This window comes from Symmachiella macrocystis, from assembly GCF_007860075.1.
In the GTDB taxonomy this organism is placed as follows: domain Bacteria; phylum Planctomycetota; class Planctomycetia; order Planctomycetales; family Planctomycetaceae; genus Symmachiella; species Symmachiella macrocystis.
This window is the reverse complement of record NZ_SJPP01000001.1, coordinates 671,562-684,773: the sequence shown is the minus strand read 5'-3', so window position 1 is coordinate 684,773 and position 13,212 is coordinate 671,562. Positions and strand designations below refer to the sequence as shown.

Sequence of the window (13,212 nt, the reverse complement as noted above, 5' to 3'; positions counted from 1 at the left end):
TATGAGACTGCGTCTCAAGGCCTAAGTTTGACGTCGTAAGCTGCACGGTCTTTATCGGCAGCCATTCTTCTGATCCGCTCTTTGGTGATTGTTTGCGGATCGCCTTGCGCCGGCACGTCTTGTCGTATCGTTCCTCATGGAGACAGTCATGAAATATCGTCTACCAAAAATCGCGGTCCAATCCGCTGCCGTCGTGGGCGGTCTGGTCGTCATGGGGGTTGCGTGGTATTTCCAATCCACGTGGATTCCTGCTGTGAAACAGTGGGCGGCCTACACCGTGGCTGCGGGAAAGAAGCAAACCGCAGTCAAAACGGATGATGATGCTGATGCGTCTGTCGAAGACGATCATGCGGGGCACGATCACGCGGGACATGACGAGTCCTCGTCGTTGGAACTGTCCAAACAGGCCCAACGCAATGTCGGTTTGACAGCGGACAAGATTCGCAAGGTTCAACTGACCACGTTCACCCGCAAGATCAGTGTACCGGCAATCGTGACCGAACGTCCCGGCCGCACAGAGGTCAAGGTCGTAGCGCCTATGACCGGTGTGATCACCGGCGTCTATGTGGTCGAAGGAGAAGCAATCCCGCAAGGCAAACAGTTGTTCAAGATCCGACTAACACACGAAGATCTGGTGCAAGCGCAAACGTCGTTCTTGCAAGCACTGGGTGAGTTGGATGTCGAAAACCGCGAGATCAAACGGCTCAAACAGATCACCGAAGGCGTGGTCGCCGGCAAGGTGGTGCTGGAACGCGAGTATGCCCGACAAAAATTAGAAGCCGTGTTGAATGCCAACCGTGAAGCATTGATATTGCACGGACTGTCTGAAGCACAGATTGATCAGATTGAAAAAGATCGGCACTTGGTGAGTGAAATCGCCGTCTATGCGCCGCAGGCGAACTTCGATTCCAATGAAGTCCGCACACCCCAACCTCTAGTGCAGCCGGTGTCTTTGATCTCGCTCAAGGACGAGGCGAACACGGTTGATCAAGGTCAATCGCCATTGATTGTTCAGGAATTGAATGTGAGCAAAGGGGGATTTGTGCAGGCGGGGGACACGTTGTGCGTGCTGGTCGACTATCGCGAGCTGTTTATCGAGGGCCGTGCCTTTGAACATGACGCCATCGAATTGGCCGCAGCTGCCGCGAAAGACAAAAAGCTGACGGCAGTCGTCGAAGGCAACGGAAAAAAAATAGAGACGATCGACAATTTGAAAATCTCCTATTTGGACAATCGCGTCGAACCCGATTCGCGGGCGTTTCACTTCTATGTCGGACTGCCTAACCGCGTTGTTCAAGATACAAAATCCAACGATGGCCGCCGTTTTCTTTCCTGGAAATTCAAACCGGGCCAACGGATGCAATTGCAAGTCCCTGTGGAGGAATGGACCGACCGCATTGTCTTGCCGGTGGATGCCGTTGCGCAAGATGGGGCGGAGTATTTTGTCTTCCAGCAAAATGGCGACCATTTCGACCGCCGTCCGGTGCATGTCGAGTATCAGGATCAATACTCGGTGGTCATCGCCAACGACGGCTCGCTGTTTCCCGGTGACGTCGTCGCCTTTGCCGGGGCGCATCAACTGCAGATGGCGCTCAAAAATAAAGCCGGCGGCGGTGTCGACCCGCATGCCGGGCACAATCATTGACCGTGCATGTGATTGCGCCAGTGCGCGAGCCAAGTTATGCCGAACGTGGCCGGATCGTTTTCATTTCTGTTTGAGTACTCTTCATGTTAAATGCCGTCATTCGCTTTGCCCTGCATCAGCGCCTACTGGTGGTTGCGTTTTCGATGTTTTTAATCGGCTACGGCACCTGGCAGGCGCTGAATATCGACATCGACGTCTTCCCGAATCTGAACCGCCCCCGAGTGGTGGTGATGACCGAAGCGCCTGGGATGGCGCCTGAAGAAGTCGAAGCGCTAATCACGATTCCCTTGGAGACCACACTCAATGGAGCCAATGGCGTACAAGCGGTGCGGAGTTCTTCCGGCGTGGGGATCTCGGTGATCTATGTCGAATTCGATTGGGGAACCAACATCTACAACGACCGGCAGATCGTGACGGAGCGACTGCAACTGGTCGCCGACCGTATGCCGGCGGGCGTTCAGCCGCAATTGGCGCCGATCTCCTCAATCATGGGGCAGATCATCATGGTGGGCATGTGGAGCGAAGGGGGCAAGACATCGCCGCTGGAGGTCCGCACACTGGCCGATTGGGTTGTGCGGCAACGACTGCTGACGATTCCCGGCGTCTCGCAGGTATTCACCATGGGAGGCGGACGCAAACAGTTTCAAGTGCTGATCGACCCCAATGCGTTACTGAAATACGGCCTCACGCTGCAGGAGGTTCGCAAAGCGGTCGAGGAAAGTAATGAGAACGCGACCGGCGGTTATCTGGATGAACAAGGCCCCAACGAATTGCTCGTGCGCGCGCTGGGGCGTGTGCAAAAGGTCGAGGATTTGGAGCAACTGGTGGTCACCATGCGCGAGGGCCGCCCCGTGTTGCTGTCCCAAGTCGCGCGGGTGGTTGAAGGCGCTCAGGTGAAACGCGGCGACAGTTCCGCTTTTGTCCGCGAGGAGGACGGATCGTTCTCCGGCGGGCCGGCGGTTATCCTGACCATCAACAAACAACCCAATGCGGACACCCGCCAAGTGACTGATGCCATCATGCAGGCCTTGGCGGAACTAGGAGATACACTCCCCAAGGATATTCGCATTCAACCAGAATTGTATTCGCAAAAATCGTTTATAGATCGATCCATCGACAACGTCGTTGAAGCACTCCGTGATGGCGGGATTCTGGTTGTGATCATCCTGTTTTTGTTTTTGATGAACTTTCGCACAACGTTCATCACATTGACGGCGATTCCGCTATCGGTCGCCATCACGATTCTGGTGTTCGCCGCGTTCGGGCTGTCGATCAATACGATGACGCTCGGCGGTTTAGCGGTCGCCATCGGCGAACTGGTCGACGATGCCATTGTCGATGTCGAGAATATCTTCCGACGGCTCCGTGAAAACCGCCATGCCCAGGAACCCAAGCCTCCGCTACTTATCGTCTTTCAAGCCAGCGTCGAGATCCGCAACTCAATCGTGTTCGGTACGATGATTGTTGTGTTGGTCTTCATTCCGCTCTTTGCGCTGTCGGGAATGGAAGGCCGTTTGTTCGCGCCGCTGGGAGTCGCTTATATTGTTTCGATCCTCTCATCGCTGGCTGTCTCATTAACGTTAACACCGGTGCTTTCGTATTGGTTGCTCTCCAATGCCAAGTTTATGGACCACGAGAAAGATGGGCCGTTGTTGCGCGTCCTCAAGTGGGCCGCCGGCGGCGCTATCAGTATGAGTCTGCGGTTTTCCAAGTTGATGTTGTTGTTGGCCGCTGCGGGTGTGGCCATTGCCGCGCTGCTCCTTTCACAACTGGAACGCGATTTTCTTCCGCCTTTTAACGAAGGGGTTGTGCAACTCAACGTGGTCCTACCACCGGGGACATCGTTGCGAAAATCCAATGACATTGCTGAAACGGTGATGCAACGTTTGACCAAAATCGACGGCGTGGCTGCCTTCTCGCGACGAACCGGTCGTGCTGAACTCGACGAGCATGCCGAAGGGGTCAACATCACTGAGATGATTATCGGTTTCGACGAGGACCTAGAACAGAGTCGCGAGGAGGTCCTCGAAGAAATTCGCGAAGCAATGGCCGATATCCCCGGGATTGTCACAACCGTCGAGCAACCGCTGGCGCACTTAATCTCCCACATGATTTCCGGAGTGAAGGCACAAGTCGGGATCAAGATTTACGGCGACGATTTGAGTGTCCTGCGTACGAAGGCACAAGAATTGGCGGCGGTGATGAAGGGGGTTGACGGCGTCACCGATGCGATGGTCGAACCGCAAGTTGAGATCCCGCAATTGCGGATCGAATTGGATCGCGACAAACTGGAACTCTATGGATTAACTCCCACCTACGTGAATGACTACATCGAAACGGCGATGAATGGCGAAGTCGTTTCGCAAGTTCTGCTTGGGCAACGCACTTTTGACCTGTTGGTCCGCATGGAAGAAGATTACCGCGAAAACCTGCAAGCCCTAAGCCGCCTCACGATCGAACTGCCCAGCGGCGGCACGACTCCGTTGTCCTCCGTAGCAAAAATCTATCGCTCCAGCGGGCCGAACACGATCAACCGCGAACAAGTTCTGCGGCGGATTATTGTGCAGTGCAATGTCAGCGGTCGCGGATTGGTCGACGTGGTCGAGGAAATCAAACAACGCCAGAAAAAAATTGTGGAGTCCTTGCCGCCCGGGTATTTCATCGAATACGGCGGACAATTTGAAAGCCAACAAGCAGCCAGTCGCACCATTGGCATTCTGTTTGGCATCTCGCTGTTGGGCGTGTTCCTGGTGCTCTACACAATGTTCCGCTCGGCGAATTTCTCCATCCAAGTTATGGCCGCACTGCCGATGGCCTTTATCGGCTCGGTCACGGCGTTGGTCGTCACCGGACAAACCTTGACCGTGGCTGCAATGGTCGGCTTCATCTCGTTGGGCGGCATTGCCTCGCGGAACGGCATTTTACTACTCAATCACTATTTGCACTTGGTGCGTTACGAAGGTGAAACTTGGTCCCAAGAGATGATCATTCGCGCCGGAAAAGAACGGCTTGCACCCGTGCTAATGACTGCACTGACATCGGGTATCGGTTTAGTACCGTTGGCGATGTCCGCCGGTGAACCGGGCAAAGAAATTCTCTATCCCGTCGCCACGGTGATCATCGGCGGCTTACTCAGCAGTACGATCTTAGAATTCTTCGTCCGCCCCGCACTCTTCTGGACATTCGGTGTAAAGTCCGGCCAACGGTTGATTGAAGAATCCTCAGCGGAGGCGAGCATCGAACTGGTCGAAGAATCGCAATTTTTTGAGGCTGGCACAACGGGGCCGCCTGAGGCTAATGCGACGGCTCCTTCCCGGCAGCATGGCACTGTCGAGTAGCGACGTTTTCGGGTGCCACTGGCAGAGCCAGTACTGAAATAGGTCGTCCCTAAGGATGAGGACCTAATCTCCTGAGCGTCCTGCGAATACATATTGATGCGGTTTTCCTTCAGAGTAGATCGGAAAGCATACCGCCTCCCAGCACTCGCGAAATGACATAAGTATTTCGTTGTTCTCGGCGAGCTTGACCATTTCGAGTGACGGCTCGATGGTGCCAAACAACGTCATCAATTCCTCATTGCTGAGTGGAATGGCAATGCCAAAGCCCGGTGTATCGGTGACGTGATCGATGTCGAGTATTGAATGCGTGCCAGATTCGGCGGCAATTTCACGGGCTATGTCAATTGATGTGGGAAGCTGCTTCTTGGGAGATGGAATTACGCGCCGGACCGCTGACTCGGCACCGTCTTTTTCAATATTCTCGATGAATTCTTTCATCTCTTTCGTTTCTTTTCCAATGTACCGATCCTGATTTCATCGGTGCCAACGTCCATATGACTTTATCCACAGCCAGTGTGCCATACAACAACTTTTTTTCGATCCAGATTAGAAACAGGCTCCCCAGGTCGAATAATACAAGCTTAATGAAATCAACTTCGAGGAGTTGCCAAATCTCAACAGCAGGTGGCAGGAGACCACAGATCGTTGCGTCGCTTCATTTGGTTCTGGTACGCTGGAATATTGTCTTATTCACATATTCCAGCTGATTCCCTTTTGAAGACGATCGTATTGCCCGACCCAAACCCAATAGGGGGGAGTTGCAATAAGGTCGGAGGTCCAACGCCATGCGCATGTCGCTTCGCATTTTTGCCATTGTTCTAGGAATCTTCGCGATCTCCGCAGATTCACTGTGCGATGCCGCTGACCCTCGAAAGCCGGGACCCTACTCCGTTGGGGTGCGGACAGAAGTTTTTGTGGATGACCAGCGCGAATGCGCTATTACGGGCAAGCCGCGCACCTTGGTGACAGAGATTTGGTACCCGGCGGCCCAGGGATCAGAGAAACAACCGCTCAACAAGTTCAGCGATTTTTGGGGAACACCGGCTGGCGTGGCTGCGGGCAAATTGGTCATTGGACGGTTCGGTGGCCAGTTTGACAAAGTCGAAGAGACATTCAAAAACATCGCACATCGCAACGCAAAAATCGACGCCGGTTCTTTTCCACTGCTCGTTTTTTCGCACGGCAACGGTGGCTTTCGCCATCAAAATACCTATCAGGCAGAGTATCTCGCCTCGCACGGTTATATTGTGGCTGCGGCGGACCACACGGGAAATGCAGCGACAACCATTTTGCCGGACCAGATCGTACCCTATAGCTTGGAGACGCGCAAACCGGAGCGGCGTGACGATCGTCCCCATGATGTCTCATTTCTCATCACCCATTTGAGTGAGCTAAGCACCTCGGGGGATCACTGGTTGCGAGGTCGCATTACCGACGGTCAAATCGGAGCCTTCGGCCATTCGTTTGGCGGCTTTACCGTTTGCCGCGCTGCGGAATTGGATGCACGCATCAAAGCCATTGTTCCCATGACGCTGACAGACGCCTTGCGCGAGATGCCGGAAAATAATGACTGCAAAATTCCGTTGCTCTTAATCTTAGGGAATACCGACCGCACAGTGGGAGAAGGAGGAAACAACCGCAGCATTGCCTATTTCGAAAAAGCGGCTGAGCCGAAATATCTGCTCAACTTTAAGGATGCCGGCCATTATACTTTTACGGAGATGACGCAAATCAATACGAACTGGGGCGATGGCATTGGCATCGAAAAGGGGAAGGATGGCAAACCTGACCTTACGTTTTCCGACGCGCTGGAAGACCAGCGAATTACCAACGAGTATTCCGTCGCATTCTTCGACACGTTTCTCAAAGACTCTGCAGCGGCTAGGAAATTTCTTGACCAGAACCACTACCCCCAAGAGGTGGACTACCGGCGCGAGTAGTCGAGAGTGTCAACGTCGGGCACAAAATTATGGTAGTTGACATACCTAGTCGACCAGTTGCGGGTCGCCCGGTTTCCACGTCTTGTCGTAAAACGGCTCGAGTGGACCGTAGAGGCGGAGAATCGTGTTCCAACCCTTGCCGGGGATGGTTTGAATCCAGTTGTTCTCCTGGCCTTTGGGTGCTTTGGGGCTAAAGTAGATGTCGTAGGAACCGTCGTCGTTTTGCTTCAACCCCTTTTTATTGTTGTCGAGTCCCGGGAACTGCTGATCGGTCTGGAGCATGGCGCGAGTCTGGTTGTCGTAAAGCGTGAAGGACCAAAAGTCCTTGGCCGGGACGTTCTTTGGTAGATTGATTTTGTATGTCTTGCCACCATCGAGACCGTTCCCTTTCTCGTCGAGGTAGGCAATTGCATACTGTGATCCCTTTCCCACATTTTTAATTGCCATGGCTGGAGTGATCCCAGTGGCATAGAAATGCATATAAATGCGTGAATCAAGTAGGCGTTCCCCATCCAAGAGGAAATCATAACGGCCCTGGATGAATGGGTTCGTCCAGACGCGCTCACCCGGGTAAAGGTAGTGGCGTGGGTCAGATGGGCGAGCCGTTAGGGCACGTGCTGTAACGGAGCCAATCTTAGCCGCATCGGTGAGGATTCGCTTCATACGCGCATCGGGCTTGAACTCTTGGCCCTTCTTGATGCCAATGGCAGCTAGAAGTCCACGCGTTTCCGGGTCAAGCCCTTCGAGTGGTTCTGCCTGGATCGTCGCATTGAGTTCTTCCCAGTATCCGTAATCCATGCGGTGGATGGTGTTATCGAACTTGCCGGAGATGTCCACGAAAGTCATCTTCGGCGGATTGTCCTTTTCAGAGAGTGGGTAGATTCGGAAGAGTTTTTTTGTCTGCTCCACTGCAGTGACCTGCCCCCTTTAACCGAAACCAGAGCTTGATATAGGATTTGGGCTTCTGGTTCCAGAAGAAGGAGGCAATCATGCCGAGGAAGCGTCATACGTCAGAACAGATTATTACCAAGCTCCGGGAAGCCCCGGTGCCGGAGACGAAACTGTTCTGTTCGCCGGCTTCCGCTACGCTCCAGCAGGCGAACAGAACAACCCGTGATACAATTGAACACTAAGTCATGTGACTGGTGTCATCCATGGGGGCAGGTCACTGGTGCATGGCAGTAAACCCCAAATTATCTTACTAGTTGCCTACATTGCATCTCAAACTAAAGCGAAAACAGAACCCAGTGCACGCTAAGCACCTTCCTGTCCACATTAAGCGATTGATCATCAAAATGGCCTTTGTCGAACGTTACTTCAGAATCATGGGAATTTGACATTTCCCACAGAGCCTAGTTCTCCGCAACAAACAATTTTGCGGAACTATCAAGTTCGCTGCACAAAGCAGACGCGAATTCTGATTGAATCGGAATCAGACGCGTATTCAAATCGCAGACCGGCGTGCGGGACTTCTAGAACCCATAACCACGATGGCAGCCACTGTTTTTAGGATCTCAAGAAATTTCGAGCGGCCTATCCAGCAAGAGCGACGCAACGAAGCCGTGGGTTTGAAATACCCCCTTGTTGCCCTTGGCGATTCTGCCCATTTAAAAAAATGAAGAGATGATGAGAGACAAACTACGTAATCCATACTGCCAGTGAGCCCTGTTGTCTACGGCCCGAATGCATCGCTCGAATCCAATGGCGTTTACATGCTCAGCCACTGATGTGACTGGGCCTCTCTCTCAATTGTTGAGGGAATCGGTGCTGCGCTGAACTGTTGCCAACCGTCCTCGCCGCAACCCTGTCCAACCGAAATACCACAACGCGCCTTGGCCGGCCGCCATCCATGCAGCTAAAACAGTGGCACTGATCGCCGCGCCCCTGGTCCACCGTAGCGCGTGGACTTGTAGCTCAATGGTCCTTTGTTTTAATTTGGTCAAGCGGTCTTCCAGGCGGCCGAGTCGAGAATCTACCGAGGTGATTGTCGCAATCACACGCAGGGACAGATCGCGGATTTGATGAAGTTGTTCCTCGCCAAGTCCTTCTCCTCCCACATGCTCCTTAATACGCTGCAGCGGCTCGATCGCCTCGGCGACCTCTTTGCGTAGCGACGCCAACTCCTCGAGCGAATCCTCAGCCAAATCGTTTGGGAGCGGAGCCCCGAATGCGATTACCATCTCTAGAAATATCTGCACGAGCTGAACTGACGACTCTGTTAGTTCCAGCCACTGGTCGGCCTGGTGCAGCCCCGCTTCGATCCGCTGGGCCTTCTCGGCCACTCCGAGCTGTGACGCGAGCCGCTCTTGCGCTGCAGATTTTGTCCAACTTGCTAAGGACTTTGTGATTTCCTCGGTCGATATCTTTAAGCCGTTTATCCGCTTTTGTGTTTTTCCAATTCGGGCTTGAGTGACAGTCAGAGAGTCATCGATGCGCACAAGGATCTTGTCAGTAGCGCGCTCGACGCGTGTTTCCAGAATCCAGATGCTAATGACGGCAACCGAGCAAGAAGTAACGCCGAGTAAGCCAAGTATCAGCGCAACCAGAGAGAGGGCACGTTTGCATGTAGTCATGTTTGTTACGTTTCACCTGCGTTTGATAGCCGCTACCACGAGGATTCACTAATTGACACCAGCGGACGACTGCATTGGACGCTGCTCCATCCTCAAACCAGCCTGATTCCTTACGGTCCATTGGCCGACGACGACTGCAATCCGTAAAACCAGTACAACTCGACATGGCTTCGCCGATGGCAATAATGAATCAGGCTAAACTTGATCTAGTAAAAAAGAAAGTAAGAGTGCTTGCCGGTGCCGATCCTATACGGATGTTCGCCACCTCAAGTCGCTGATCGGCAAAGTCACGAAAAAAGTCGAGCTTTGCCCTCTTGGATGAGACTATAATTAAATTCACGACCGAATCTGTTTAAGGATTCTCTTTTTCCGAATAGTGCGTTCGTTTGGGAATATGGGAGGTTTCGCAACTTTCAACTGCAAAGACGCTTTCATGCCACGACTAGGACTGGCCCTCTCGGGCGGCGGATTTCGCGCCACTCTCTACCACTTGGGCGTCATTCGGTACTTGAAGGACACGGGGCAACTCGAACACGTGACCGATATTGCGTCTGTTTCGGGCGGCAGCATTCTGGCTGCGCATCTCACTCTGAATTGGGATCGTTACACCGGCGACGACGAACGTTTCGATGAAGCTGCTGCGGAGATCATCAAATTTGTCCAGTTTGACGTGAGAAATCACGTCGTCCGCCGTCTTCCACTGCAGCACCTGATGCGCTGGCTTGCCAGGATCACGCTATTTGATCGCGATCGGTTCACCCCGAACGCAAGCCTAGAGCGATGCTACCGCAAGCTTCTATACGGCGACCGCTGTCTCTACGAACTTCCCGAGCACCCAAAGCTGCACATCTTGGCGACGAATATCAGCAGCGGTGGCATGTCCGTATTTAACCGGCAGGGACTGTTCATCCAGCGCCGCGGTGCATCGGATACCTCCACCTTTGAGTACGTGCCGGGAGAAATGACCTCGGTTCCGCGTGCCGTCGGCGCTTCGTCGGCGTTCCCCGGCTTATTCCCACCTGTAAAAATGACCTCTACAGATCTGGGCGTTCGCGAAGGCGAATTTACAACAGAGTGGTTCACAGACGGGGGGGTTTACGACAATCTTGGGATTCGCGCATTCTCGTGGCTAAAGCAGCAGGAAGCAGTTTTTGACGAGATCTTAGTAAGCGACGCAGGAAAACCGTTTCAAATCCTAGGCGATGCGACCCTCGGATTTGTTGGACAGTCGGTCCGCGCGACCGACATTCTATGGGACCGCGTCTGGCAACTGGAAAAGCAGAATTTTGGCGAACAACCGGGATTTTTCTTTCTTCCGATCACGAAGTCCGTCACCCCTGCAGAAGATCCCACAGCACTGCCGACCGTCGTCCAGGCAGAGGTGCAGTCGATTCGGACTGATCTGGATCATTTTTCGGACAAAGAGATTAATGTCCTGGTGCAGCATGGCTACGAAGTGGCTCGTCAAGTCTGTCGCGAGAACAACATGGGCGATGCCGAACTTTCACAGGGGGCTCCTTGGGCTCCGATTCCCTCTGCGAACGTGATTACGCAAGTGTCGACAACCGCCCATTCCGATGAACCCTCTGCTGCCACGCAGTTGTCTCGAGATTTACGAAAATCAGGTGCGCGTCGTGTCTGGAGCACGCTCTTCAGTCCTGGCGATTGGACCAGCTATCTCTATGTAATACTCGCCCTGATGTTGCTGGTCTATTTTCCGTGGCAGGCGTATAAAGTCTATCGCCGTTCGCAGATACAGGCGACGGTCATCAAGGCCATCGCGGACGGTGACCCTGACATCCGGCAGATACTCGACTTGGTCGATAAGAACCCGGCGTTGGACTGGCAGGCCGAGACAATTCGAGAAACCGTCGAACCGACGACAACGGATTACACAGGATTGGAAGTGCTGACATACAGTCGGATAGTTGACTTGCGGCATTGGCGCCCGCATGAACCCAAAGCAAACCGCGGACATGTCTATGTCCGCGATCGGTACACACTGAAATTGCTCGATTCCTACGTCGGCGATCGCCATTTAAGGATGGTCCGCCCGCTTCCAACCGATGACATCGAGTTTCGCCAATCAGGATCGCAGATTCCGGCCATCATTACCCGAGTGCAAAAACCGGCTGAAGAATACGGCGCAGAGCGGACATTGTTTGAATTCGAATATGATCTGTCGCGGATTCCGCTGGGGGAACCGGTCACGCTCGAACTCGAAGCATTACTACAAACTCGCGACTTCTCTGCGCGGGCGCCATTCGTATCACGAGCTAAAATAGATTTAATCTCCGTTTGGATGCTCTTTCCAGCCGATCGGCCCTACCGCACTTATAGTCTTGTGCGGTATCCACTCGACCGAAGTAAACCTCCAGAGGTGATGAACTCAAGATATGCGATCGACCATCCTTACGGTTCGTTGATCGGTTGGTCGGTCGTCAATGCCGAACGCAACATGGTCTATGAATGTCGGTGGACTAGCGAGTGACCATGCGGGATTGCTTGACACGACGCCCCAAGTGGCTCGGTCCATCGCGCTATCAATAGGTTCCGAATGTCTTGAATCTTAAGTGACTTCGCGACACCCGTTGGACGATTGGTGCTTCGTGATCCGATCGCATCTTGATTCAGAAATGATCAGAATCGTACACCAACTCCAACATTGGAGAAGAAATTAGCGGCGTCTTGGTTAAGGCCCCAGCCGGTTCGGACGCCAATTTCGAACTCCGGTGATATCAAGTAGTGAATGCCGGGGCTAAAGTATTGTGGGTTTCCCTCATTGGCTCGGTTGTCCGAAAAGATTCCGAAGTACTCGGCATGTACGTCCCAGCGCTCGCAAACCGGCACCTTGAGGACCACCGAGGGAGCCCACTGATTAAAGTGATCACCCTCGTCGTTCGCGGCGACATACCGTAAAGCAGAGTCTAGTGTCCATTGATTCGGCAAGATCCAGCCGAAGACGTAGCCAGCTACAAATTGTGTCGCAGTATTGGGACCGGAAGTGGGGGTGTCGGCATGAATGATCACTGCGGACTCCGGCCACCATTCCTCCTGCTCAGACACCGCCACCTTGAAACCGTAGATCACATTCGTTTCCCTCTCAAATGAACCGATCTCCTCCTCAGCGCCAAGCTCGACGCCGCTGATTTCGCCACCGCCGCCGGCTTCAAAATTCCAACCGAGACGAATTTCGAACCAGTCGCTCAGACCGTAGCGGGTGAGCAGTTCGGGGAAGCTATTCGTATCAGCGGTGGCTCGGTTATCAATAAAAGAGTAGGAGGACTCGATCATGAACCGGTTACGTCCCACTAGCGTCGTCGCGGGAGTGAACGAATCTCGGTCCGTTTCGAGAAGCTCTTCTCCCTCACCGTCACCTTCTGACTGAAATTCTTGTAGATTCTCACGAAACGAGTCTTGAAATGGGTTGGCGAAGTCTTGTGCGAATGCGCACGTGTTACCCAGAAGAACGATTAGCAAGATGAAACACGGAATCAAGACAATCCTATGTCGCACATCCTGTGAGAGGATTTGCATCTGTGGCATAAGGTGATCCGTCCACAAGATCGAAAAATGGTGCGTATCCGTTCTCTTCGGGAATTGTCGGTAAATTCATTAACCGACTTCTCAGCCAAACTTCGACCTTTTCTCCATTCACGTTCCTTCGCTATGCACGGGAAAACCCCGCAACGATCTTTGCTGACTCCCGTTACTTC

The 13,212-nt window shown here is 53.3% G+C and carries 8 protein-coding genes; 4 read left to right on the top strand and 4 right to left on the bottom strand.

The features are described from left to right. Positions 1–148: 148 nt before the first annotated feature. Positions 149–1,645 carry an efflux RND transporter periplasmic adaptor subunit gene (locus CA54_RS02655; protein ID WP_146369316.1) on the top strand — a complete coding sequence of 499 codons (1,497 nt, stop codon included), beginning with the start codon at positions 149–151 and terminating at the stop codon, positions 1,643–1,645. 83 nt (positions 1,646–1,728) lie between these two features. Next, a complete protein-coding gene (locus tag CA54_RS02650; RefSeq protein WP_146369315.1) occupies positions 1,729–4,983 on the top strand; it encodes an efflux RND transporter permease subunit in 3,255 nt (1,084 codons plus the stop codon). Positions 4,984–5,046: 63 nt separating this feature from the next. Here CA54_RS02650 and CA54_RS02645 read toward each other — a convergent pair whose 3' ends face one another. Then, positions 5,047–5,421 (bottom strand): hypothetical protein, encoded by a 375-nt coding sequence (locus CA54_RS02645; protein WP_146369314.1) that lies wholly within the window; start codon positions 5,419–5,421, stop codon positions 5,047–5,049. Positions 5,422–5,768: 347 nt separating this feature from the next. Here CA54_RS02645 and CA54_RS02640 point away from each other — a divergent pair, with 347 nt between their 5' ends. Continuing rightward, the gene (locus tag CA54_RS02640) at positions 5,769–6,923 is read left to right on the top strand and encodes an alpha/beta hydrolase family protein (protein WP_146369313.1); all 1,155 of its coding nucleotides are present in this window, start codon (positions 5,769–5,771) and stop codon (positions 6,921–6,923) included. A 45-nt stretch (positions 6,924–6,968) separates the two neighbouring features. Here the strand turns inward: CA54_RS02640 and CA54_RS02635 are convergent, their stop codons facing one another. Continuing rightward, positions 6,969–7,769 carry a DUF1214 domain-containing protein gene (locus CA54_RS02635; protein ID WP_146369312.1) on the bottom strand — a complete coding sequence of 267 codons (801 nt, stop codon included), beginning with the start codon at positions 7,767–7,769 and terminating at the stop codon, positions 6,969–6,971. An 899-nt stretch (positions 7,770–8,668) separates the two neighbouring features. Further along, entirely contained in the window at positions 8,669–9,496 is an 828-nt protein-coding gene (locus CA54_RS02630) for a hypothetical protein (protein WP_146369311.1), read from the bottom strand. Between the two features lie 433 nt (positions 9,497–9,929). Between CA54_RS02630 and CA54_RS02625 the strand changes: the two genes are divergently transcribed. Continuing rightward, entirely contained in the window at positions 9,930–11,987 is a 2,058-nt protein-coding gene (locus CA54_RS02625) for a patatin-like phospholipase family protein (protein ID WP_197532155.1), read from the top strand. A 149-nt stretch (positions 11,988–12,136) separates the two neighbouring features. Here the strand turns inward: CA54_RS02625 and CA54_RS02620 are convergent, their stop codons facing one another. Next, on the bottom strand, positions 12,137–13,042 hold the full coding sequence (locus CA54_RS02620) for a transporter (RefSeq protein WP_146369309.1): 906 nt from the start codon (positions 13,040–13,042) through the stop codon (positions 12,137–12,139). Between the last annotated feature and the right edge of the window lie 170 nt (positions 13,043–13,212).

Coding starts and splice junctions, on each gene's coding strand:
- CA54_RS02655 (WP_146369316.1), top strand. CDS start 149: ATGAAATATCGTCTACCAAAAATCGCGGTCCAATCCGCTGCCGTCGTG.
- CA54_RS02650 (WP_146369315.1), top strand. CDS start 1,729: ATGTTAAATGCCGTCATTCGCTTTGCCCTGCATCAGCGCCTACTGGTG.
- CA54_RS02645 (WP_146369314.1), bottom strand. CDS start 5,421: ATGAAAGAATTCATCGAGAATATTGAAAAAGACGGTGCCGAGTCAGCG.
- CA54_RS02640 (WP_146369313.1), top strand. CDS start 5,769: ATGCGCATGTCGCTTCGCATTTTTGCCATTGTTCTAGGAATCTTCGCG.
- CA54_RS02635 (WP_146369312.1), bottom strand. CDS start 7,769: ATGACTTTCGTGGACATCTCCGGCAAGTTCGATAACACCATCCACCGC.
- CA54_RS02630 (WP_146369311.1), bottom strand. CDS start 9,496: ATGACTACATGCAAACGTGCCCTCTCTCTGGTTGCGCTGATACTTGGC.
- CA54_RS02625 (WP_197532155.1), top strand. CDS start 9,930: ATGCCACGACTAGGACTGGCCCTCTCGGGCGGCGGATTTCGCGCCACT.
- CA54_RS02620 (WP_146369309.1), bottom strand. CDS start 13,042: ATGCCACAGATGCAAATCCTCTCACAGGATGTGCGACATAGGATTGTC.